This window comes from Nonomuraea purpurea (assembly GCF_042650645.1).
GTDB lineage: Bacteria > Actinomycetota > Actinomycetes > Streptosporangiales > Streptosporangiaceae > Nonomuraea > Nonomuraea purpurea.
In genome coordinates this window covers 1-22,448 of sequence record NZ_JBHSBI010000021.1, presented here as the reverse complement: position 1 = coordinate 22,448, position 22,448 = coordinate 1, and the positions used below count along the sequence as shown (strand labels likewise).

Annotated in this window: 24 protein-coding genes and 1 rRNA gene; 11 read left to right on the top strand and 14 right to left on the bottom strand. The window is 68.5% G+C overall.

Features of this window, described 5'->3' with window-relative positions:
• Positions 1–167: 167 nt before the first annotated feature.
• The 3 genes from ACFOY2_RS34320 to ACFOY2_RS34310 are packed head-to-tail and all read right to left on the bottom strand — an operon-like array spanning position 168 to position 1,988.
• Positions 168–1,109, bottom strand: a complete 942-nt coding sequence (locus ACFOY2_RS34320) for an NAD-dependent epimerase/dehydratase family protein (protein WP_379532268.1) — start codon at positions 1,107–1,109, stop codon at positions 168–170.
• Positions 1,110–1,119: 10 nt separating this feature from the next.
• On the bottom strand, positions 1,120–1,386 hold the full coding sequence (rsrA, locus tag ACFOY2_RS34315; protein WP_379532267.1) for a mycothiol system anti-sigma-R factor: 267 nt from the start codon (positions 1,384–1,386) through the stop codon (positions 1,120–1,122).
• Complete coding sequence (locus ACFOY2_RS34310; RefSeq protein WP_308193338.1) at positions 1,383–1,988, bottom strand: sigma-70 family RNA polymerase sigma factor; 606 nt, start codon at positions 1,986–1,988, stop codon at positions 1,383–1,385. The genes rsrA and ACFOY2_RS34310 overlap by 4 nt, the downstream gene beginning before the upstream one ends.
• Positions 1,989–2,291: 303 nt before the next feature.
• On the opposite strand from ACFOY2_RS34310, the gene ACFOY2_RS34305 reads away from it, so the two are divergent.
• On the top strand, positions 2,292–3,032 hold the full coding sequence (locus ACFOY2_RS34305; RefSeq protein ID WP_379532266.1) for a class I SAM-dependent methyltransferase: 741 nt from the start codon (positions 2,292–2,294) through the stop codon (positions 3,030–3,032).
• A 123-nt stretch (positions 3,033–3,155) separates the two neighbouring features.
• Here ACFOY2_RS34305 and ACFOY2_RS34300 read toward each other — a convergent pair whose 3' ends face one another.
• The gene (locus tag ACFOY2_RS34300) at positions 3,156–3,488 is read right to left on the bottom strand and encodes a TraR/DksA family transcriptional regulator (RefSeq protein WP_379532265.1); all 333 of its coding nucleotides are present in this window, start codon (positions 3,486–3,488) and stop codon (positions 3,156–3,158) included.
• Between the two features lie 155 nt (positions 3,489–3,643).
• Positions 3,644–4,387, bottom strand: coding sequence for an SOS response-associated peptidase (locus ACFOY2_RS34295; protein WP_379532264.1), 744 nt, complete (start codon positions 4,385–4,387; stop codon positions 3,644–3,646).
• Between the two features lie 136 nt (positions 4,388–4,523).
• On the opposite strand from ACFOY2_RS34295, the gene aroA reads away from it, so the two are divergent.
• The 3 genes from aroA to hisN all read left to right on the top strand — a co-directional run bounded on the left by aroA (position 4,524) and on the right by hisN (position 8,398).
• The gene (aroA, locus tag ACFOY2_RS34290) at positions 4,524–5,849 is read left to right on the top strand and encodes a 3-phosphoshikimate 1-carboxyvinyltransferase (protein WP_379532263.1); all 1,326 of its coding nucleotides are present in this window, start codon (positions 4,524–4,526) and stop codon (positions 5,847–5,849) included.
• Between the two features lie 521 nt (positions 5,850–6,370).
• Positions 6,371–7,414, top strand: a complete 1,044-nt coding sequence (rsgA, locus tag ACFOY2_RS34285) for a ribosome small subunit-dependent GTPase A (protein WP_379532394.1) — start codon at positions 6,371–6,373, stop codon at positions 7,412–7,414.
• A gap of 159 nt (positions 7,415–7,573) precedes the next feature.
• Complete coding sequence (gene hisN / locus ACFOY2_RS34280) at positions 7,574–8,398, top strand: histidinol-phosphatase (protein WP_379532262.1); 825 nt, start codon at positions 7,574–7,576, stop codon at positions 8,396–8,398.
• 15 nt (positions 8,399–8,413) lie between these two features.
• Here hisN and ACFOY2_RS34275 read toward each other — a convergent pair whose 3' ends face one another.
• A complete protein-coding gene (locus tag ACFOY2_RS34275) occupies positions 8,414–10,132 on the bottom strand; it encodes a right-handed parallel beta-helix repeat-containing protein (RefSeq protein WP_379532261.1) in 1,719 nt (572 codons plus the stop codon).
• A gap of 64 nt (positions 10,133–10,196) precedes the next feature.
• Here ACFOY2_RS34275 and ACFOY2_RS34270 point away from each other — a divergent pair, with 64 nt between their 5' ends.
• Positions 10,197–11,015, top strand: coding sequence for a TetR/AcrR family transcriptional regulator (locus ACFOY2_RS34270; protein WP_379532260.1), 819 nt, complete (start codon positions 10,197–10,199; stop codon positions 11,013–11,015).
• Here the strand turns inward: ACFOY2_RS34270 and ACFOY2_RS34265 are convergent.
• Both ACFOY2_RS34265 and ACFOY2_RS34260 read right to left on the bottom strand, forming a co-directional pair.
• Complete coding sequence (locus ACFOY2_RS34265; protein WP_379532259.1) at positions 11,012–11,797, bottom strand: fructosamine kinase family protein; 786 nt, start codon at positions 11,795–11,797, stop codon at positions 11,012–11,014. The two genes, ACFOY2_RS34270 and ACFOY2_RS34265, sit on opposite strands and share 4 nt — an antisense overlap.
• Entirely contained in the window at positions 11,784–12,257 is a 474-nt protein-coding gene (locus tag ACFOY2_RS34260; protein ID WP_379532258.1) for a low molecular weight protein-tyrosine-phosphatase, read from the bottom strand. Before ACFOY2_RS34260 ends, ACFOY2_RS34265 begins: the two co-directional genes overlap by 14 nt.
• 285 nt (positions 12,258–12,542) lie before the next feature.
• Between ACFOY2_RS34260 and pstS the strand changes: the two genes are divergently transcribed.
• From pstS to ACFOY2_RS34235, 5 genes are read left to right on the top strand one after another with little or no spacing between them, the layout of a single operon-like run.
• Positions 12,543–13,649, top strand: coding sequence for a phosphate ABC transporter substrate-binding protein PstS (gene pstS, locus ACFOY2_RS34255; RefSeq protein ID WP_379532257.1), 1,107 nt, complete (start codon positions 12,543–12,545; stop codon positions 13,647–13,649).
• A 6-nt stretch (positions 13,650–13,655) separates the two neighbouring features.
• The gene (gene pstC, locus ACFOY2_RS34250; RefSeq protein WP_379532256.1) at positions 13,656–14,636 is read left to right on the top strand and encodes a phosphate ABC transporter permease subunit PstC; all 981 of its coding nucleotides are present in this window, start codon (positions 13,656–13,658) and stop codon (positions 14,634–14,636) included.
• Complete coding sequence (gene pstA / locus ACFOY2_RS34245) at positions 14,633–15,508, top strand: phosphate ABC transporter permease PstA (protein WP_379532255.1); 876 nt, start codon at positions 14,633–14,635, stop codon at positions 15,506–15,508. The genes pstC and pstA overlap by 4 nt, the downstream gene beginning before the upstream one ends.
• 16 nt (positions 15,509–15,524) lie before the next feature.
• On the top strand, positions 15,525–16,301 hold the full coding sequence (pstB, locus tag ACFOY2_RS34240; protein ID WP_379532254.1) for a phosphate ABC transporter ATP-binding protein PstB: 777 nt from the start codon (positions 15,525–15,527) through the stop codon (positions 16,299–16,301).
• Entirely contained in the window at positions 16,301–17,026 is a 726-nt protein-coding gene (locus ACFOY2_RS34235; RefSeq protein ID WP_379532253.1) for a response regulator transcription factor, read from the top strand. Before pstB ends, ACFOY2_RS34235 begins: the two co-directional genes overlap by 1 nt.
• Here ACFOY2_RS34235 and ACFOY2_RS34230 read toward each other — a convergent pair.
• Together ACFOY2_RS34230 and ACFOY2_RS34225 are read right to left on the bottom strand one after the other, a co-directional pair.
• Positions 16,995–17,912, bottom strand: a complete 918-nt coding sequence (locus tag ACFOY2_RS34230) for a serine hydrolase (protein ID WP_379532252.1) — start codon at positions 17,910–17,912, stop codon at positions 16,995–16,997. The genes ACFOY2_RS34235 and ACFOY2_RS34230 overlap by 32 nt on opposite strands.
• A 33-nt stretch (positions 17,913–17,945) precedes the next feature.
• A complete protein-coding gene (locus tag ACFOY2_RS34225) occupies positions 17,946–18,833 on the bottom strand; it encodes a phenylalanine 4-monooxygenase (RefSeq protein ID WP_379532251.1) in 888 nt (295 codons plus the stop codon).
• 127 nt (positions 18,834–18,960) lie between these two features.
• Between ACFOY2_RS34225 and ACFOY2_RS34220 the strand changes: the two genes are divergently transcribed.
• On the top strand, positions 18,961–19,497 hold the full coding sequence (locus ACFOY2_RS34220) for an Lrp/AsnC family transcriptional regulator (RefSeq protein ID WP_379532250.1): 537 nt from the start codon (positions 18,961–18,963) through the stop codon (positions 19,495–19,497).
• 9 nt (positions 19,498–19,506) lie between these two features.
• Here the strand turns inward: ACFOY2_RS34220 and ACFOY2_RS34215 are convergent, their stop codons facing one another.
• The 4 genes from ACFOY2_RS34215 to rrf form a co-directional block, all read right to left on the bottom strand.
• Complete coding sequence (locus ACFOY2_RS34215; protein ID WP_379532249.1) at positions 19,507–20,154, bottom strand: response regulator; 648 nt, start codon at positions 20,152–20,154, stop codon at positions 19,507–19,509.
• Positions 20,145–21,332 carry a sensor histidine kinase gene (locus tag ACFOY2_RS34210; protein WP_379532248.1) on the bottom strand — a complete coding sequence of 396 codons (1,188 nt, stop codon included), beginning with the start codon at positions 21,330–21,332 and terminating at the stop codon, positions 20,145–20,147. Before ACFOY2_RS34210 ends, ACFOY2_RS34215 begins: the two co-directional genes overlap by 10 nt.
• Positions 21,332–22,084, bottom strand: a complete 753-nt coding sequence (locus ACFOY2_RS34205; protein ID WP_379532247.1) for a hypothetical protein — start codon at positions 22,082–22,084, stop codon at positions 21,332–21,334. The genes ACFOY2_RS34210 and ACFOY2_RS34205 overlap by 1 nt, the downstream gene beginning before the upstream one ends.
• 275 nt (positions 22,085–22,359) lie before the next feature.
• Positions 22,360–22,448 (bottom strand): 5S ribosomal RNA (rrf, locus tag ACFOY2_RS34200); the annotation flags it as partial.

Here is a 22,448-nt window from a genome sequence, read left to right as displayed (position 1 = left end):
AGTTCAGGTCCAGGACACCCCGGGACGGACCGCTCCCGGGAGCGGCCGGGGGACCGTAACCTTCAACATCCACATGCCTCCACGTCGATTTCTGGGGTTCACGCTACAGAAGTCGACGTGGCCGTATGGGCGGAGTCGGAAATCGCAAGCAAAGCGTAATCAAGCAACTACCTATTGCGATGTGTGGCGGCCCACACGACGGTCTTCTTCACCCCGGTCGGCAGGTCGGTACGCGGCTGCCAGCCGAGCCCGTCGTGGGCGGGCACCGGATCGACCGCCATCGCGGGCAGGTCGCCCAGGCGCGGCGGGGCGAACCCCGGCTTGTCCTGCGCGCCCGCCGCGTCGGCGATCAGCGAGTGCAGCCGCCGGTCGGTGGTCTGGATGCCGGTGCCGAGGTTGAACCTGCGGCCGTCGCCGTCCTGCCCGCACGCCCTGACGAAGCCGTCGATCACGTCGTCGACGTAGACGTAGTCGCGGGTCTGGGTGCCGTCGCCGTACAGGACCGTGGGCTCGCCCCTGAGCAGGGCGTCGGTGAAGATCGCGACCACGCCGGCCTCGCCCTCCGCCGACTGGCGCGGGCCGTAGACGTTGGAGAGCACCAGCGTGGTGTACTCGATGCCGTACAGGGCGCGGAAGGTCGCCAGATAGGTCTCGCCGCTCAGCTTCGAGGCCGCGTACGGCGAACGCGGGTCCGTGGGCGCGTCACCGGGCACCGGGATCGTGACCGGCCTGCCGTAGACGGCCACGGAGGAGGCGAACACCACCTTGCGCGTGTGCCCGTGCTGGGCCGCCGCCAGCACCGACGCGGTGCCCTCGACGTTGATCCTGGCGTCCTGCAGCGGGTCGGCGACGCTCTTGCGCACGCTGACCTGCGCGGCCAGATGGCAGATGACCTCCGGCCCCCGATCGGCCACCAGGCGGCTCAGCGCGGGATCGCACACGTCGAGCTCGTGGAAGCGGAAATGCTCACTCTCGGCCGCCCCCGCCAGATTGGCCGTGCTCCCCGAGGAAAGGTCGTCGACCACGTCGACCTCGTGCCCGTCGACCAGCAGGCGATCGACGAGATTTGATCCGATGAACCCGGCGCCTCCGGTGACCAACACGCGCATGCGGTCGATCCTAGTCGCCCAGCTCCGCCCTCACCTGCGCGATGCGGTCGAGGACCTTGGAACGAAGGTCCGCGGGGACGGGGTCGCAGCCGCAGTGCTTGGCCACGAGCGCCTTGACCGCCTTGTCAAGGTCATATTCCTTCAGACAGGGACTGCACTCGTCGAGGTGAACGCGGATATCGGCGACGGCGCCTTCGGTCAGCTCGCCGTCGAGATAGGCGTAAACCTTCTCCAGCACCTCACGACAGTCGGTGTCATGCGGGTTGCCACAGCTCATTTCGATCCCTCCGCCGGGACCAGGCCACGCTCGCGAGCATAGTCCTCAAGGAGGCTCCTGAGCTGTCTGCGTCCCCTGTGCAGCCTCGACATCACCGTGCCGATCGGAGTGCCCATGATGTCGGCGATCTCCTTGTAGGGGAAGCCCTCCACGTCGGCCAGGTAGACCGCGATCCTGAACTCCTCAGGCAGCGCCGCCAGCGCCTGCTTGATGTCGCCGTCGGGCAGATGCTCGAGCGCCTCGACCTCGGCAGACTTCAGCCCGCTCGAGGTGTGGGACTCGGCCCGCGCGAGCTGCCAGTCCTCGATCTCCTCGGTGCCGGACTGCTTCGGCTCGCGCTGCTTCTTGCGGTAGCTGTTGATGAAGGTGTTGGTCAGGATCCGGTAGAGCCACGCCTTGAGATTCGTGCCCTGCTGGAACTGGTGGAACGACGCGAACGCCTTGGCGAAGGTCTCCTGCAGCAGGTCCTCCGCGTCCGCGGGATTCCGGGTCATCCGGAGCGCGGCGGAATAGAGCTGCTCGAGATACGGCATCACATCGCGCTCGAACCGCTCGCTCCGCTGCTCCAGCGTCTCCGCGCCTGTCGCGGGCACCGGACCCACCCCCCTAAGATCACCGGTGGCCGGCTGTGGCGGAACACCGTACTCAGGGGAGGATACCTGCTGGCCCGAGAACTGCCGGTCAGCGGGGAGGGGGTCGAGTATGCGAGCGCTCGGCGAGAGCGTGGCGGACACGGTGCGACGACCGCCGCGGCGGTCTCGACCATCAACGACAGCGAGCATGCTCGTCGCAACACCCACGCCGCCTTGTCTGTTCCCGCAAGATAGAAGGTACGAAGGACCCGGTGCGGGGAACGTCCATACGTACCGGCTGGTAGCCCTTTTTCCGGAACCCAGGAGTCGCGTGTGCTGCCCATTCCGGCCGAGGAACTGAACGGCTCAGGGACGCTCGGGCCGTACTGGACCTTCTACCGCGCCGTCGCCGCCGAGCAACTCAACCGATGGCTTCCCGGCGAACCCTCCACGATCCTCGATCTGTCCGGCGGCCGCGGGCGCTGGTCCGATCAGGCGGCCAGGGCGGGCCACCGGGTGATCGAGGTGGTCAACTTCCGTGGAACCCCCGACGGGCATTCCCTGCGCGAGGCCGACCTGGTGCGTCACGTACGCGCCGACGATCTGGCGTTCCTGCCCGACGCCAGCGTCGACGCCGTGCTCGCGGAAGAGCGGGCGATGTCGATCGAGCTGATGGCCGAATCCGCGATGAACGACGTGGCCAGGGTGTTGCGGCCCGGCGGGCGGGCGCTGGTGTGCGTCGACTCGCTGGTGCTGGGCATGGCGATCCTGGCCGAACAGGAACAGTGGCAGCACCTGCGGCAGACCGGCGAGGTCATGCTCGTGCCGTGGCCCGACGGCAGCATCACGCGCTGCTTCAGCAGCGGGCAGCTGCGCGAGCTGCTGATCGGAGCCGGGCTCGAAGTGGAGTGGATGCGGCCGCGTACCGTGCTGTCGCCCTCCACCGTGGACCACGTGCTCGGGTCCGACGCGCGGGCCCTGACCTATCTGGTGCGCACCGAACTCGAGACCCACCCCGACGACGACGACACGGTCGGCATCCATCTGGTCGCGAGCTGCCGCAAGAGCCCTTGAAGGGCGCCGGCCCGCCGTTCTTCGTGGCCGGCGGCGTCGATGCCCTCTCGGTCCTCAGCGGCGCTCGCGCCCGCCAGGAACCGTCCGTCCACGGCGCTCCCGCTCGCCCCGGGCTTGTGCCGCTTATCTGCGGCGCTCCTGCTTGCCCTGGCACTGCACGCACCGCGCCGCCTCTGGGCGGGCCTCCAGCCTGCCCTCCGGCACGGGCCTGCCGCAGTCGACGCACCGGCCGTAGACGCCTTCCTCCAGGCGCTTGATGGCTTCGATCACCGCGCGGCGCTGCGCGGAGGCCACGGTCAGCATGGCCTGGGCGCGGTCGGCGTCGGTCAGGTCGGAGCCGGCGTCGGCCGCCGAGTACTCGCGTACGGCGACGGGGTCGCCCTGAAGGACCCCGATCGAGCGATCCAGTTCCGCGAGCATGTCTTCCAGCCGCTCACGAGCGGTCGTGACGTCCACGAATCCGCACCTCCGGGTACATGAGGGCAACCCGCGGCTAGGACTCCCCGGATGTCCCGCCCGGCGCAATCAAAGGGCATGTTCGGCGGTGACTCCGAGTAAACGGATACATCGCTTTCCTCACCGGATGCCCACTTACCGTGCTCCTTACACCTTTAGAAGAGGGCGCTTTCCCCCTCCTCGGGTAGCGGTTCAATGAGATCCGGGCCGTTGTTCCGCACGTTGTTCACATCGGTCGAGACCGCGTACGCCGTGAGCCGCCCCGCCTCGGCCGGCACCAGCAACCCCGTCGCCTGATCGGTGTCGGTGAGCTTGGGGTCGAGCCACTCCTGCCAGCGCTCCCGCTCGATCATCATGGGCATCCGGTCGTGGATGCGCCCGAGGTGGTCTTCGGCGTTCGTCGTGATGACCGTCGTGGTGACCAGCCATTTCAGCGGATCGTCATCGTCCCTGGACGGGTCCTTCCAGAACTCGTACAGGCCGGCCATGGCCAGCACCCCGCCGTCCTCAGGATGGATGAAGTACGGCTGCTTCTTCTTCCCGCCCTCGACCGGCATCCACTCGAAATAGCCGTCGGCCGGGATCAGGCACCTTCGCCTGGCGAACGCCTGCCGGAACGACGGCTTGTCCGCCAGCGTCTCCGCCCTGGCGTTGATCAGCCGCGAACCGATCGACGGATCCTTGGCCCAGGCCGGCACCAGGCCCCACCTGACGACCCTGAGCTGCCGCACCGCCCGTTCCGCCTCTTTGGGCACGCGGCTCAGAACCGCGTAGACGTTCTTGGTCGGAGCCACGTTGTAGTCGGCGCCGAGGTCCTGCTCCGGGGCGCCGTCCTGCTCGACCTGGAACTCCTCGAGCAGCTCGTGCTTCTTGCGCGCCGAGGCGTATCTACCGCACATGACCCCACAGTGCCACGTACGGGTTTCGCTCGCATGTTTGCCTCACCGGCCCCTGCCGCCACATCCCGACCACGATGAAGGGGACGTTATCCACAGGGTGTGACCCCTCCCCCACCCCGGCCAGTAGTCTTTGACCATGCCCGCTCCGCATTGGCCCGCGCCCACGGCGACCGGCCCGGTCTCCGCCACCGTCTCGCTGCCCGGCTCCAAGTCGGTGACCAATCGCGCGCTCGTCCTGGCCGCCCTCGCCGACGGCCCGGGCATCGTGCGCCGGGCCCTGCGCAGCCGCGACGCGGACCTGATGGCCGCGGCGCTGCGTTCCCTGGGCGCCACGCTGACGCCGGCCGGCGAGACCACCGCGAGCGTCGACTGGCACGTGACCCCCGGCCCCATCCGCGGCGGCGCACGCATCGACGCCGGACTGGCAGGCACGGTCATGCGTTTCGTCCCCCCGGTGGCCGCCCTCGCCGACGGCCCCGTCTTCTTCGACGGCGACCCGCATGCCAGAAAGCGCCCGATGGGCCCCATCCTCGACGCCCTGCGCGCGCTGGGAGCACGAGTCGACAACGACGCCCTGCCGTTCACGATCAGCGGGCCGCCGGCGGGCGGCGAGGTCACGCTGAACGCCTCGGGTTCGTCCCAGTTCGTCTCGGGGCTGCTCCTGACGGCCGCACGCTTCGAAAAGGGCATCACGATCCGCCACGTGGGCCCGCCGGTGCCCTCCCAGCCCCACATCGAAATGACCGTGCAGATGCTCAGGACGGCAGGCGTCACGGTCGACGACCGCGAGCCCGACGTGTGGCGGGTCGAGCCCGGCCCGATCGCGGCCAGAGACATGACGGTGGAGCCCGACCTGTCCAACGCGGCCCCGTTCCTGGCGGCGGCCCTGGTCACGGGCGGCACGATCACGATCCCGTCCTGGCCCCTGGAAACCACCCAGGCAGGCGACGCCCTGCGCGACCTGCTGACCTCCATGGGCGCCACGATCACCCGCACCGATGGTCCCGGCACCTCGGATGAGCAAAGAAACCATTCGGCCACCTTTGCCGAGGCCGACCTGGTGGTCACCGGCACCGGCGAAATTTCCGGCATCGACGTCGACCTCCACGACGTGGGCGAGCTGACCCCGACCATCGCCGCCCTGGCAGCACTGGCGACGGCCCCGAGCCGCATCCGCGGCGTCGGCCACCTGCGCGGCCACGAAACCGACCGCCTGGCCGCCCTCGCCACCGAGATCAACCGTCTGGGCGGCGACGCGGAGGAGACAGAAGACGGCCTCGTCATCCGCCCCCGTCCCCTTCACGGCGGCACCTTCCACAGCTACGACGACCACCGCATGGCCACCGCGGGCGCCGTGATCGGCCTGGCGGTCCCCGGCGTGGAGGTCGAGAACATCGCGACGACCGCCAAGACCCTTCCTGAGTTCGTCCAGATGTGGACGGCGATGCTGGAAGCCCGATGACAACGCCTCGACACCCGGTGACGGCCCCTTTTGGTTTCACGGGGCAAGCGCCGGGCACGTCGGAAAAGGGCGGCACGTGCTGACGCGCTGCCCACGCACCACCGCGAGACTCACCAGGCATCCGGAGCCCGGCGTCATCAGGCGCCCGGACGCCAGTTTTGACATGCGTCCAGAAGCAAGGACCACCACCCGCCCAACGCCCGAGCTCACCGCAGGCTCGCCGCGCCCTCCCGCGCGCGCCCGACATCCCGCCCAGAGCCCCGGCACACCGGCTACCCGGCGCTCTGGACAGCAACGCTCTCGGCTCACCTCACACAGGGATCCCTGGAGCGCAGAGCTCCTGCCCCCTGGCCGCTCACGGGCCACCGGCCCAGCCGGCCGCTGGGCGTCATGTGAAATCGTGCCCCACCGAGCCGTGCGCAAGCCGGCCGACCACCTCAGACCCAAACCACCAGAACCGGGCTCAACAGCCCACAACTTCACCCCATCATGAAGGGAAGCGAGCGCATGGGAGCGGACCGCTGAGAAAGCGGGAGTATGACGAGGACGACGTACGGGTCAGGCCAGGCAAGGGTTCCCGGCCCCGGACCCGGATTCGTCCTGCGCACGAGGACGCCGTCGAAGGGTTCGTGGTGGCGGTTGACCGCGGCCGCTACACGACGCTGGTGGAGCCGGAACGCCCCAGGGGCTCGGCCCAGAAGCGCAAATCATCCCCGCAGCGCCGTCTCGTCGTCGCCATGAAGGCGCGCGAGCTGGGCCGTAAGGGCATCGTCGTGGGCGACAGGGTCGCTCTGGTGGGAGACGTGTCGGGCCGTCCCGACACCCTGGCCAGGGTCGTACGCGTGGAGCCCCGCACCTCGATGTTGCGCCGCTCGGCCGACGACACCGAAGACACCGACGGCATCGAACGCCCTGTGGTCGCCAACGCCGACCAGCTCGTCATCGTGACCGCTCTGGCCGACCCCCCGCCCCGCCCTCGCATGATCGACAGGATTCTGGTGGCGGCCTTCGACGCCGAGATCGACACCCTGCTCTGCCTCACCAAGTCCGACCTCGCCCCGCCGGACGACCTGGTGTCCCTGTACGAGCCGCTGGGTGTGCCTCATGTCGTCGTGCACAAGGGCGGTTCTCTGGAGGAGCTCCGCGATCAGCTGACCGGCCGTATCAGCGTCCTGGTCGGCCATTCGGGCGTCGGCAAGTCCACCCTGGTCAACGCCCTGGTCCCCGACGCCAACCGAGCCGTTTCCCAGGTCAACGCGGTGACCGGCCGAGGCCGCCACACCTCCACCTCGGCCGTGGCCCTCGAACTCCCGGCCGGCGGCTGGATCATCGACACGCCGGGCGTGCGTAGTTTCGGCCTAGCCCACGTCTCGGTCGAAACGGTCCTGGCGGCCTTCCCCGACCTGATCGAGGGCACGGTCACTTGCCCCAAGGGCTGCACCCACCTGGGCGACGGCTGCGCCCTGGACGCCTGGGTCGCCGCCGGCAACGCCGACCCGGCCCGCCTCGAATCCCTGCGCCGTCTTCTCGCCAGCCGCGAAGGCACTCCCGACGACACCCCCTGACCACCCCGAACAGTCAAAAACCCCAGGACAAGTTCTTAAAGCCGTCAATCACCCATCACCCCCGAACCCCCGCCATCACCATCAAGCAGGCGCGGATAAACAGGACCCCTTGGCGGATACCCGGAATAGCGGTTACCAGAAAAGGGGCGTTAGTGACTGATGTTCTGCATAGCCGACACGGTAGCGTGGCTCATCGTGCAGGGTTACTCCGATGATCTCCGCTTGGCGCACGTCATGGCCGACGCCGCCGACGACCTCACCATGCGACGGTTCAAAGCGGTCGACCTCAAGGTCGACACCAAGCCCGACCTCACCCCGGTCAGCGACGCCGATCGCACCGTCGAGGAGGCCATCCGGGGCACGCTCCGCCGTGCGAGGCCGCGTGACGCGGTCGTCGGCGAGGAGTTCGGCAAGACCGGCTGGGGCGCCAGGTCGTGGATCATCGACCCCATCGACGGCACCAAGAACTACGTCCGCGGCGTGCCGGTGTGGGCGACGCTGATCGCGCTCATGGAGTACGGCAAGGTCGTCGTCGGCCTGGTGTCGGCCCCCGCGCTCGGACGCCGCTGGTGGGCCGCTGCGGAGGGCGGCGCGTGGACGGGCAAGAGCCTGACCAAGGCGTCGAGGATGCACGTCTCGTCCGTGTCCGTTCTGGAGGACGCCTCGTTCTCGTACTCCAGCTTCGGCGGCTGGGAGAAGCAGGGCAGGCTCGACAACTTCCTCGGCCTCAGCCGCGCCTGCTGGCGCACCAGGGCCTACGGCGACTTCTGGTCCCACATGATGGTCGCGGAGGGCTCGGTGGACCTGTCCGCCGAGCCGGAGCTGTCGCCGTGGGACATGGCGGCCCTCACCGTGATCGTCGAGGAGGCCGGAGGCGTCTGGACCGATCTGGCGGGCATCCCGAGCATGGAGGGCGGCAGCCTGGTCTGCACGAACCGCATCCTGCACGACCAGGTCCTGGCCCAGCTCAACGGCACCGGCTGACCGGGCGCCTGGCGATCAGAGCGGCAGCCCCCTCCTGCGCAGTAGCCCCGCCTTGGCCTGGATGTCACCGGTCGCCGCCTCAAGCTCGCGCGTGTCCTTCACGGTCACGTTTCCTTCGTAGACGACCCCGCTCGGCGGATCATCATGCCCGAGCGGATCGGCGTCCCAGAAGTTCCCCCGGTAGACGACGTTCTCCAACGGGGGCGCGACCTGGAGCACCGAGGTGTTGTCGGCCCGCATGACCACGTTCCCCTCGACGATCACCCACGAGGCCCCGTAGTCGGTATAAAGCCCGAAGTTGTACGGCGTGCGCGTGTCCTTGATGACGTTCCCCGCCACCAGGGCCCCGTTGTCGGCCGAGTCCCCTTGCGCCCCGCTCATGTAGACGCCACCCCCGTCGGCCAGCACCCGCATGGTGTCCACGGTGAGGTTGCGCAGGATGCGGGTCCCCTCACCGGGCCCGGCGACGATGCCGCAGTGGGGCACGTCCCTGATCTCGTTGTTCGCGACCAGGCACCCCCGCGTCCCCGTGACGGCGATCCCCGGCGACCCGCTGTACTCGAGCCCGGCCCGTCCCACCAGATTGTCCTCGATCGAGACCCCCTCGCCCCCGGAGACGGTGACGGCCGAGGCGGACAGCGTGTCGAAGTCGCACCCCAGCACCGCGAACCCCGTCCCTCCCGCCACCCCGAGCCCCGAGGCCCCGAGCCGGGTGAAGCGGCAGTTCTCGATCTCCACTCCCGTCGTGTCCTCGAAGATCACGCACGCGGGAATCGTGACGGAAGTTACGGGAAACGTCACGGACGCGCCTTCGCCGAACACGGCGGTCTCGATGCCGCCGCCCTCGTAGAAGTTCGCGCCGTGGTAGTGGACGAAGCCCCGGTTCGGCCGCAGCCAGGTGGCGTCGGCGAACATCAGCCCCCTGAACGTCACGTTCCGCACCCCGACGGCCTTCACCAGCGTCTCGAGCACGGGCGCGACCACCCGCGTCCTGGCGGGATCCTCCTCGGGACGGGGCAGGTACAGCAGCTCGCCCCTCGACCTGTCCAGCACGAAGGTGCCCGGCTCGCGCAGGAAGCTCGGATCGTTCTCGATCGACGTGGGCAGCCCAGGACCGCTGGAGGTCTGGCCGTCCCAGGTGGAGTTGTACAGCTCAACGGCCCACCCGAACGCCGGCCGCGCCATCGTGACCACGGTGGATCCGCCGTCCCCGGAGACCTCCGCGACCCCGCACCGGCCCTCGGTCCACGGATAGACGCCGCGGAAGACGAACTCGACGTCCGCCGGGCTGCGCCACCCGCGCGGTTCGGCGCTGTCGGTGACGTACCCGGTCGTGCTCGCCTCGACCGCGCCGGGCAGCCCGGCGATGCAGGCCCGCGCGGCCCTGCGGCCGTCCACGTAGAGCTGCCTGGTGTCGAGGTCATGGACGTCGGCGACCCAGACGCCGTCCCGCGTCCGCCACTGCGTGATCGGCCGGCCGCCGCTGATGACGACCTCCTCCTGCTCGGGGGTGCCGTAGCCGTACGCCTGGTAGATCACCCGGCCGCGCCCCGAGTCCCGCTCGGTGAGCTCGAAGGGCCGGGTCAGCGCGTGGGTGCCGGCCCGCACCTGGACGACGACGTCGCCGTCAGCCTCGCGGGCCGCGATCCTGGCCCGATCGAGGGTGCGGAAGGGACGCTCAAGGGAACCCGGCGACGAGTCGTCACCGTCGAGCGCGACATGGAACTGGAACATGCGAACCGCCTTTGCTGTTTATGCCGTACACGTAGTAATACACCATAAACAAGGAGGGGCGCACATGACGGAAGAGTTGTTGTGGCGGCGGCGGGAGGACGAGCCGAGGCAGGGCCTGAGCCCGGGCAGGATCGTCTCGGCCGCCATCGAGCTCGCCGACGCCGAGGGCCTGGAGGGCCTGTCGATGCGCAAGGTCGCCGACCGGCTCGGTTTCACGACCATGTCGCTCTACCGCCACGTCCCCGGCCGCGACCAGCTCGTCGACCTGATGCGCGACGAGGTCATGACCGAGCACCCGGCGGACCACGACGGGGAGCGCGGCTGGCGCGCCCGCCTTGCGTCCGTGGCCAGGCACGCCTGGCGGATCCGCGGGCGGCACCCCTGGCTGGCCGAGATACGCGGCACCCGCCGCCTGCCGGGCCCCAACGCCGTGGCCCACTACGACTACATGCTGAGCACGCTGACCGGCACCGCGCTGACCCCGTCCGAGGTCATCGCGGTCGTGGGCCTGGTCGGCCGGTTCGTGGACGCCGAGGCCCTGCTCCTGGTGGAGAGCCGGCGCGAGGAGCGGCGCAGTGGCGTGTCGGAGGAGGAGTGGTGGGGCGCCCGCGACTCCCTCTACGAACGCCTCGACCGCTACCCCACGATCTCCCACCTGTGGACGTCGGGCGGCTGGAACCACCCGGAGGACTCTTTCGAGTTCGGCCTGGCCCGCCTGCTGGACGGCGTCCAAGCGCTCATCGACGAGCGTGACGAAAGCCGTGATGAAATTTGCGAGGAGTGCGGCACCCCGCTGAAGCCCGCAACATCGGGCCGCCCCCGCGTCTACTGCTCCCGAGCCTGCCAGCAACGCGCCTACAGAAAGCGCACCAAGACCACCTAAAGGGCCAGCACCCGCCCCACGGCCCGCATCAGGCTGTCCCGGTAACCGCCCCCGAACAGCACCACATGAACGAGTAGCGGATGCAGTTGATGCAACGGCACCCGCTCCCTCCACCCCTCCGCCGGCGGAAACTCCTCCCGATAGGCCCCCAGCACCCGATCCAGGTAAGGGAGTCCGAACAGATCGAGCATCGCCAGATCCGTCTCCCGATGCCCGCCATGGGCGGCCGGATCGATCAGCACCCCCGCCCCGCCGGACCACAACACGTTCCCGCTCCACAGATCCCCATGGATCCGCGCCGGAGGTTCGGGAGGCCCCGCGACGTCCGCGAACCGCTCCACGGCCCGCTCCAGGGCCGCGAAGTCGGAGGAGGACAACCGCGCCTGCCGCGCGAAGGGCAGCACCCGCCGCAAGGCGTAGAAGGACGGCCAGTCATCGCAGGGCGCGTTGTCCATCGGCAACTCGGCGATGAACCCGGGCCACGGCGCGCCGAACCCCTCCGCCCCCGTCCGGTGCAGCCGGGCCAGCGCCCGTCCGAACCGCTCGGCCGCCGCCGGACCGGGCCGCTCCTGGCGTACCCAGGACAACACGAGCCGATCGGGTCCGGCCTCGATCACCGCGGGCACCGAGATCGCCTCGCCGAGCCAGCGCAGCCCGGCCGCCTCTGAGGCGAACACCCCGGAGGCGTCCCCGCTCTTCACGAACACCTCGCGCCCGTCGTCGAGAACGCCCCGTTGGAGCCGCCACCCGTGCGACGAGCCGAGGTCCTCAGTCGATCTCATCGGCGATGTGCTTGGCCACGCCCTCGGAGGCGGACTCGACCAGCGCGAGCACCTCCTCGAACCCCTCGCGCCCGCCGTAGTAGGGATCGGGCACCTCCGCGCCCGAGGGGGCGGCCGGATCGAACGACCGGAACAGCCGCACCTCAACCCCTTCTGGCGCCATCCTCCGCAGCTGGGAAAGATTGTCGCGGTCCATGGCCAGCACCAGGTCATAACGATCGAACCAATCCCTGGTGAACTGCTTGGCCCGATGCGCGGAACCGTCGTATCCGTGCCGGGTCAGGATGTCCAGGGCCCGCTCATCCATGGGGTCACCTGCGTGCCAGCCGCCCGTCCCCGCGCTCTCCACGGTGACCTGATCGGCCAGCCCGCGGTCGGCGAGGGTCTGACGGAGCACCGCCTCCGCCATCGGAGAGCGACAGATGTTCCCCAAACACACCAGGCATACGCGATACGTCATGCGTCCATTCTGCGGGGCCACGCCCATGCCCCGCACACGCGCCTGACCGGCCATGACACGCCAAGGAAAAGCAAAACGCGCGCTCACGGGCGCCACGCGGCCCTATTCTCCAGAAAGTCAGAAAGCCCACCCCGAGCGACGATCCGCTCACACTCCGCCCCCCTCACATAAGGGCAGCACGCCGACCTGCAGCGTTCACCGCCTGTTCATTCACTCTTGGGGGACCGCGTCACTTTCGCTGCGTAGCTTCGTGGCGACTAAGGACCAAGTGGGAGGAACCCAACCGTGAAGTATGCAGGCCGGCTCGCCGCCGTCGCCGTCGTCGGCGCGCTCTCGCTCGCTGCGTGCGGCACAGACAACAACAACCCCTCGGGCGGCAGCACCACGGCTGCCACCTCCAGCGCGGGGGGCAATGACGCAGGTCTGAGTGGCACGATCAACGCCGCGGGCTCCTCTGCCCAGGCCAACGCGATCGACGAGTGGAAGAAGAACTTCCAGGCCAAGAACCCCCAGGCCAGCTTGAACTACCAGCCCAGCGGCTCCGGCGCGGGTGTGCAGTCGTTCATTCAGGGGCAGGTCGCGTTCGCGGGCTCCGACTCCGCGCTCAAGGACGACGAGCCGACGCAGGCCGACGCCCGGTGCAAGACCGGCAAGGCCATCAACATCCCGATGGTGACCGGCCCCGTCGCGGTCGTTTACAACCTGCCTGGCGCGGAGGGTCTGCAGCTGTCGCCGAAGACGCTGGTGGGCATCTTCAACAGCAAGATCACCAAGTGGGACGACGCCGCCATCAAGGCCGAGAACCCCAGCGCCCAGCTTCCGTCCACCCCGATCCAGGCGTTCCACCGCTCGGACGAGTCGGGCACCAGCGACAACTTCACCAAGTTCCTCAAGGCCACGGGTGAGTGGCCCTACGAGCCGGCCAAGGCCTGGCCCGCCGAGGCCAAGGGCCAGGGCGCCAAGGGCTCCGACCAGGTCGCCGCCAGCGTCAAGGGCGCCGAGGGCGCCATCGGCTACGTCGAGCTCTCCTACGCCGAGAACTCCCAGCTCCAGAAGGCCAAGGTCTCCAACGGCGCCGGCGAGTTCGTCGAGCTGACCGCCGACAGCGCGGCCAAGACCGTCGAGACCGCGGAGATCACGGGCACCGGCAACGACCTCAAGCTGTCGATCGACTACGCCACCAAGACGCCGGGCGCGTACCCGATCGTGCTGGTGACCTACGAGATCACCTGCGAGAAGGGTCTGTCGGCCGAGGAGTCCAAGCTGGTCAAGGGCTTCCTCACCTACACCGCCAGTGACGAGGGGCAGGCGGCCCTGAAGGAGCTGGGCTACGCCCCGCTCGCGGGCGACCTGCTCACCAAGGTCCGTACCGCTGTCGAGGCGATTTCCTAACAACAGATGACGACCAACGTTCGTACCCGCGGGGGCGGACCGGCCACGGGCCGGCCCGCCTCGCGGCGCAGCCATGGTGAAGGGCCCTTCAAGTTCATCTCCACCGCGGCGGGCGTCCTCCTGCTGGCGATCATGGCGGCCATCGCCGTGTTCCTCATCGCCGAGGCCATCCCCGCTCTGCAGGCGAACAAGGGCAACTTCTTCACCGATCTGATCTGGGAGCCCAACGGCAGCCAGCGATTCGGCATCCTCGCCCTGGCGTTCGGCACCGTCCTCAGCTCGGCGCTCGCGTTGATCATCGCCACCCCCATCGCCGTCGGCGTGGCGCTGTTCATCTCCCACTACGCGCCCCGCCGCCTGGCGGGGCCGCTCGGCTACCTGGTCGACCTGCTGGCCGCCGTGCCCAGTGTGGTCTACGGCCTGTGGGGCGTGATGTTCCTGGTGCCGCTGCTCAGGGAGCCGTCGCAGTGGCTGAACGACACCTTCGGCTGGTTCCCGCTGTTCGCGGGTGAAGGGGCCATCGGCGGCAAGACCATGCTCGCCGGCGCGGTCGTCCTGGCGATCATGATCCTGCCGATCATCGCGGCCATCTCGCGCGAGGTCTTCCTCCAGGCGCCGAAGATGAACGAAGAGGCGGCGCTGGCGCTCGGCGCCACCCGCTGGGAGATGATCAGGATGGCCGTGCTGCCGTTCGGGCAGCCCGGCGTGATCAGCGCCGCGATGCTCGGCCTCGGCCGCGCCATGGGCGAGACCATCGCCGTCGCGCTCATCTTCCCCGCGACCTTCGACATCTCCTTCCAGATCCTCACGCCCCACGCCAACAGCATCGCGGCCAACATCGCCAACGGCTTCGCCGAGGCCGGCCAGATCGGCAGGGGCGCGCTGATCGCCTCCGGTCTGGTGCTGTTCGTCATCACGCTGCTGGTGAACATGGGCGCCCGTCTGGTCATCAACCGCCGCAAGGAGTTCGCGAGGGCCGGCGCATGAGCGCGATTCAGCACATCTCAACCGGCCGCCGGATCAAGGACAGCCTCGTCCAGTGCCTGGTCTACCTGGCGTTCTTCCTCGCCGTGGTGCCGCTCATCTCGGTGCTCTGGCTGGTCATCTCCAACGGCCTGGCCCGGTTCGACCTCGAGTTCCTCACCCACTCGATGCGCAACATCACCGCCCGAGACGTCGGCGGCGGCGCGTATCACGCCATTCTGGGCACACTCGAACAGGTCCTGCTCGCCTCGCTCATCTCGGTCCCGATCGGCCTGCTCACGGCGATCTACCTGGTCGAGTACGGCAACGGCGGCCGGCTGAGCAGAGCCATCAGCTTCTTCGTGGACGTCATGACCGGCGTCCCTTCCGTCGTTGCGGGCCTGTTCGTCTTCGCCTTCTGGATCCTCTTCCTCGGCATGCCGTTCTCCGGCTTCGCGGGAGCGCTCGCCCTGTCGATCCTGATGATGCCGACAGTCGTCAGATCGGCCGAGGAGATGCTCCGGCTGGTGCCCAACGACCTGCGTGAAGCCTCGTACGCGCTGGGCGTGGCCAAGTGGCGCACCATCGTCAAGGTCGTGCTGCCGACCGCGTTCACGGGCATCGTCACCGGCGTCATGCTGGCGGTGGCCCGCGTGGCGGGCGAGACCGCACCCCTGTTGATGACGGTGTTCTTCACCGACTCCATCAACGAGGATCCGTTCAACGGACCGCAGATGGGGCTGCCGCTGTTCGTCTTCGACCAGGCGGCACGTCCGAACGACACCGCCGTCGACCGGGCGTGGACCGGAGCCCTCACGCTCATTCTGATCGTCATGCTGCTGAACCTGGTGGCGCGCCTGATCGCCTGGTGGCGTGCGCCCTCCAGGGGCCGATAGGGGGTTATCGCAGAAAATGTCCAAGCAGATCCAGGTCTCGGGTCTCGACGCGTACTACGGGTCGCACAAGGCGATCGAGGACGTGTCGATGACCATTGAGCCGCGTTCGATCACGGCGTTCATCGGCCCCTCCGGATGCGGCAAATCGACGTTCCTGCGCACGCTCAACCGCATGCACGAAGTGATCCCCGGCGCCCGCGTCGAGGGGAAGGTGCTGCTCGACGGCGATGACCTCTACGGGCCCACCGTGGAGCCGGTCTCCGTCCGCCGGGCGATCGGCATGGTCTTCCAGCGCCCCAACCCGTTCCCCACGATGTCGATCTACGAGAACGTGGCCGCCGGCCTGCGCCTCAACGGCCGGATCGCCAAGTCCGAACTCGACGGCGTCGTCGAGGACTCGCTCAAGGGCTCCAACCTCTGGAACGAGGTCAAGGACCGCCTCAACAAGCCCGGCGCGGGCCTGTCCGGCGGTCAGCAGCAGCGCCTCTGCATCGCCCGGGCCATCGCGGTCAAGCCGCAGGTCCTGCTGATGGACGAGCCGTGCTCGGCCCTCGACCCGATCTCCACGCTGGCGATCGAGGACCTGATGGCCAAGCTCAAGGACGAGTACACGATCGTCATCGTCACCCACAACATGCAGCAGGCCGCCCGGGTCAGCGACAGGACCGCGTTCTTCAACCTCGCCGAGCAGGGCAAGCCCGGCAAGGTCGTCGAGATGGACGAGACGTCCCGCATGTTCACCAATCCAACGCAGAAGGCCACGGAGGACTACATCACGGGGCGCTTCGGCTGATGACCCAACAGCAGGCGGCATCCACGATGAACGGGGACGCGAGGACCAAGCCCGTACTGCTCATCGCCGATCCGGACCAAGCGGTAGTGGAGGAGCTGGCCACGGCCCTCGAACGCGAGGGCGTGGCCGTCACCGGCGCGGCCGACGGGGCCCAGGGGCTCCTTCAGGCAGGCGCTCTGCAACCGGATGTGGTGCTCGTCTCGGCCACGCTGCCGGTCATCGACGCGGTGGAGTTCGTCCGCGCGGTACGGCTCGCCCGAGCCGTACCCGTGCTGCTCGGAGTGGGTGAAGGCCACGCCGAGCAGGCGGTACGCGCGCTCGCGGCCGGCGCGGCCGCCTGCGTGGCCCGCCCCTACCGGGTGCCGGAGCTGCTGCCGTTCATCCAGGCGGCCTCGCCCGAGTCACGCAAGGTGCTGACTGTGGGCGGGGTCGAGCTGGACGTGCAGGCGTACCAGGTGCGCGTCGGCGGCCGCGCCGTGCACCTGCCGCTGCGCGAGTTCGAGCTGCTGCAGTATCTGATGCGCAACGCCGACCGCACGGTCACGCGTGAGCAGATCATGCGCCACGTGTGGCACGCGGCGTCGACCACGTCGACGAACACGATCGCCGTGCATGTCAAACGCCTGCGCGCCCGGCTGGGTGACGAGGACGACCAGCTCATCCAGACCGTACGCGGGGTGGGCTACCGCCTCGTCACCCCCGGCATTTCCGGAACGACTCCATAATCCGCCGCACCACGCCTTCGACGGTCGCGATGCCGTACCCCACGTCGGGACTCCCTTCGGTGAGTACGGCAACGGCGTAATCGTGGCCGTCGCCCCGGATCAGGCCCACGCTGACCATGGCCCAGCGCTTGGTCGAGACCCGCTTGAGCCAGCCGTTCTTCAGCGCCACCCGGTCACCCCCGCACGCGGCGGCGCTGAGACCCCAGTCCTGGCCGTCGACGACCTGGCCCATGAGCTTGAGCACCCGATCGCGTTCCGCCCTCTTGAGCGGGCTCTCGCCGGACACGAGTGCCCGCATGAGCCGTACCTGATCGTCGACTGACGTCCGGGTGATCCCCCAGCAGTACAGATCCACGCAGTCGCCGGGAACGCCCTGAGTGTGCTTGAGCCCGAACGCCTTCCCCGCCTTCGTGAACCCCGCCGCCCCGCCGATCCGCACCCACAGGCGATCAGCCGCATGGTTGTCGCTGTAGCGGATCATCAACTCCGCATCGTGCCTGACGGCCTTGGGCAGCTTGCGCCACGGGGTCTTGAGCAGCAGCGCCATGAGGATCTGCACCTTGGCCGAGCTGGCGGTGATCAGCCGCTCCCCCGGGTGGTACCGGTAGACTCGCCCGGTCGTCAGCTCCTTCACCATCGCCGTAACCGGCCCGGGGCGCCCCGCCAGGTAACGGTCGAGCCGCTTGCCGATCTTCTTGGCCGGGATGGACGGCAGCGTCTCCTCCGCGGCGATCTCCTCGATCATCCCCAGCCACGCCCGTTTCTCCTGCGCCACCACCGCCGGCGCAGACTCTGCGGGCTTGTGCCGCACCGTGGGTAACAGGGGCAGGAGCAGGGCGAGCGCGATCACCAGACGAGGTATCGCCTTCGCGCGGCCCGCGATCATCCGAGCATTATCACGAAGCCGGCCGAGTCGCCGCTAGAGCTCTGAGGCGACCAGTTTCGCGATCGAGTCGTCGTCGCAGGTGTCCCAGAAGCCGCCCACGACGTCTTCCAGGTGCTGCAGGGACTCTGCCCGGAACAACACATCCTGATATTTCGTGATGTCGTAGTGCGTGGTCCCCATGGCCGACAGATCCAGCTCGCGGATGTCCATCCCGCGAAACTCCTCGATCTCCCCGTACGACGACAGAATCCCGGCCCCGTACGCCTTGAGCTCCCCCGCCTCCCGCATCACCCCGAACTCCAGCGTGAACCAGAACACCTTCGAGACGAACTCCAGCGCCTCCTCTCCTTCGACCCGCCGCGCCGCCTCGCCCGCCGCCCTGTAGAGGCGCGCGTACCGAGGGCTCGCCAGTGCGTTCGCATGCCCGATCACCTCATGGAGCACATCGGGCTCCGGCGTGTAGAACGGCACGGAATGGTGGCGGATGTACTGCGTCGAGTGGAAGAGCCCATCGGCCAGCACCCCGTAGAACTCCCGCAACGGCACCAGCCCGGCCGCGGGCACATACCGGAACCCGGTCAGCGGCTCCAGCAGCTCAGAGACCTCCTCCAACTGCGGAATCCGCTCCTGGGGCAGGCCGAGCCGCCGCGCCGCGTGCAAATACTCGGCCGTGGCGTACACGGCGTGCTTGACCCCCAACTCCCTGGCGACCAGCGCCCAGACCTCGTGCTCCCGCTCGGTGTACTCGGCGGCCGGAACGGGAGCCCCCGGCCGGTACCCGACGGCCAGCCCCGCGATGGCGTTGCGCCGCGCCCGATACACCGGGTCCGCGAACCCCGGATGGGACGACGCCAACTCGACCACCACCGATCCATCCTCCTGAGCCGTTACCGGGGCGAAGTACTGCGCTTCCTCAAACATGCCTCAGATGACAGCAACTTCCGCATTCCCTGGCAAGAGCGACCAGTTTCACTGCGCGATACGCTGGAATCCGTATGCTTTGACCGGCATTTTCTAGTCGATTCGCACAGCCACAGAAAGGCCGGAGTTGGACGAGCAGCCACGGGCCGGACGCGGACTGGACGAACTGGACGCCAGACTCCTGGTGACCATGCGCGCCCACCCGCGCATCGGCCTCACCGAACTCGCCCGCCTCCTGGGCGTCGCCCGGGGCACCGTGCAGGCCCGCGTGGAGAAGCTGACCGCCAGAGGCGTCATCGAGGACTTCGGCCCCACGGTGTCCCCGGCCCGAGCGGGGTACCCGATTCTGGCGTTCGTCTGGCTGCAGATCGCTCAGGGCCGCCTGGAGGAGGCCGTGGCGGCGCTGGGCGCGGTGCCGCAGATCCTCGAGGTACACGGGACAAGCGGTCAGCACGACCTGCTGTGCCGGGTGGTGGCCCGATCCACCGACCACCTCCAGGAGATCATCGCTCACATCCTGGCATCGCCGGCGGTACAACGCACGGACACGACGATCTCCCTGTCCACCCAGATCCCCTACCGAATAGCCCCCCTCCTGGAAGGAGGAACACCAAGGGCCACCCGGCACCCCGCTGCTGCCGGCGAGCAACCCGAGCCGCTGTAATGCGTGCTTTCAACGTGAGCGGAGAAAGGTCAGCGCGGCAAGCACCCTCCGATGGTCATCGGCGTCCGGTCCGAGGTCCAGCTTGGTGTACACGCTGGTGACGTGCTTGGCCACGGCGGCCTCCGACACATACAGACGCTGGGCGATCGCGCTGTTGGATCTGCCCTCGGCGACCAGCGCGAGCACTTCGCGTTCACGTGGCGAAAGCGCGTCCAGCGGATCGTGCGCACGATGGTGAACCAGCAGCCGGTGGATCACGTCAGGATCGATGACCGTGCCGCCGGCGGCCACTTCGCGTACCGCCTCCACGAATTGGCTGATCCTGCCGATCCGATCCTTCAGCAGGTAACCGACGCCGCGGGTACCGGCCTCCAGCAACTCACCGGCCGCGGCCTCCTCGACGAATTGTGACAGGACGAGGATGCCGAGCCGGGGATACTCGCCTCTCAGCTGGATGGCCGCCCGCAGCCCCTCGTCGTGGTAGTTCGGCGGCATGCGGACATCCACCACGACGACGTCGGGCACGCCCCCGGCGATGGCGCGCAGCAACTCGTCGGCGCTGCCCACGGCCGCGACCACCTCGCAGCCGAACCGGGTGAAAATCCCGGTCAACCCCTCCCGCAAGAGCACCGAATCCTCGGCGATCATCACCCGCATGGCAGCTCCACCCGGATCACCGTAGGCCCTCCTGGTGGGCTGCTGAGCGACAGGGTTCCCTCAAGGACGCCGATCCGGTCGGCCAGCCCAGTAATCCCGGTGCCCTTCGCCGCGTCGGCTCCGCCCCTGCCGTCGTCGCGCACTTCGAGGGCGAGGTGATGGTCCGACAACTTCGCGGCAATCGTGATCTGTTGGGCGCTGCTGTGTTTGATCACGTTGGTGAGGCTTTCTGAAATGCAGAAATACGCTGCCGCCTCCACTCCAGGAGGCGGGCGGTAGGGAAGATCAAGGTCCAGGATCACCGGGATGGGGCAGTGGCGGGCCAGATCGGTGACGGCGACCCCCAACCCCCGGCCGGTGAGCGCGGAAGGGTGGATGCCCCTGATGACGCGGCGCAGCTCGTCCAGTGCGGCCTGCGTGTGGCCCTGGGCCAAGCTGATGGCTTGCAGCGCACGTTCCGGGTCTTCCCGCACGTCCAGGTGGGCGAGGCCCAGTTGCATGAGCACGGCGGTGAGCTGGTGCTGGGTGCCGTCGTGCAGATCCCGTTCGATCCGCCGCCGCTCGGCCTCGAAGGCATCCACCAGCCGGGCCCGCGACCGCGTCAGTTCGACCATCCGCTCCTCAGTGGGCGCGACGAGCAACCCACGCGCCAGCGCCCCCTGCGCCGCGGCCACCACCGTGAACAGGTACGCGCAACCGGCCAGCCCCGCCATCACCACGACGATGGTCAGCAGCACCACCAGCGGGGAGCCGCCAGGCGGAAGAGCCGCGGCATAGGAGAAGACCGTCAACGCCGCCAAAACGATGACGAGGCCGTTCACCGCAGGCAGGATCGTCGCCCACAAAAGCGCGTACCCGATCTCACGCCAGGCGGCCGGGTTCGCGAAGGAGAGCGTCGTTCTCGGCTTCGGCACGGGGGCGCCCGCAGAATCGATCAGCCTCAGCCGCCACCGCTCCAAGGAGGCGATCGGGCCGCTCAGCACGACCGCCACGACCAACGACGTGGTCATCGCGATGATCAGCGCGGTCTGCCGCCCGAAGGCGGTCACCACGACGACCGCACCTCCGCCGGGCAGGCTGGTCAGCAGGTAGGCGAGCGCCCGCCACGGCCAAGGCGACCCGAGGAACCGCAGCGGATTCCCCGTGACCGCCTGCCAAGGGGTGGTGGCGTTCTTCATCAGCCCTTGATCGTCCGGGTGACCTTGCCCTTGGCGTTCATGAACTGGATCTGGGGGTTGCCATCCTGATCGACGCGCATCACGATACGCGGCGTGCCCTGGCCGTCCGCGAGCGTCACGGCCGACGACTTGTCAGGGTTCTTGCCGATGAAGACCCGCTGCGGGCTCGGATACTTCTTCCTGAACTCGGCCATCGCCTGGTCCTGCTCCGGGCCGGGCGGCATCTCCGAGATCTTCTTGTACTCCTCGAAGTACTCCGAAAGGGGCGTCTCAGGCCGGTCTTTGACCTCCAGGCCGACACCTTGGGCGCCCTGTTGTTCCATGTACCGGAGAACGAGCGTCTGGTCCTGCTTGTACTGGTCGAAGGCGAGCTGGCCGGACGCCCATCGCTTCCCGTCGTGGACACCGTTGTCGGTGCCCATGCCGCCGGCCTCGTCCCCTTCGGCGTTGTAGAAGGTCATGCCCGCCCGCGTGCCGCCGTTCCCCAGATCGACCCCGTTCACGACGGCGGCCGGCGATCTCTCCTTGTTGCTCAGGACCATGCGTGGTTTGCCGTCCGGCGCCACCACATTGATCCGCTCTACCTCGATCTCGCCGAATCTGACCTTACCGCCGTCCTGCGCGACGGCCTCTCCACTGTTGTTGACCAGAAGCAGCCCCGTGGCCACCGCAGCGGCCATCACGGTGATCAGGCAAACCTGCATCCGCCGAAGCCGACGCTTGACGTTCACGATTTCCAGTGACGTATCCACGCCCTCGATGATCTTAGCTGCCCTGATGATTGACGATGGGGCTGCCAACCGATCAAGGGTAGAAGTCCTTCTACCTCGTGACGCGAGGGCGGCACTCAGGTGTCGGGGTCACCCGCCATGGCACCCAGGTCGGAGGTGGCCACCTTGCGCACGTGGGCGCTCATGACAACAAAAAGGGAGGGCCCCCAACCCCGGAAACCGAAGCTGAAAACCCTCCCACCACGAAAAACAGAAAGGGCCCGACACACAAGGCGTCGGGCCCTTCCCTAAAGATTGTCCGGCGGCGACCTACTCTCCCACACCCTCCCGAGTGCAGTACCATCGGCGCAAAGAAGCTTAACTTCCGGGTTCGGAATGTAACCGG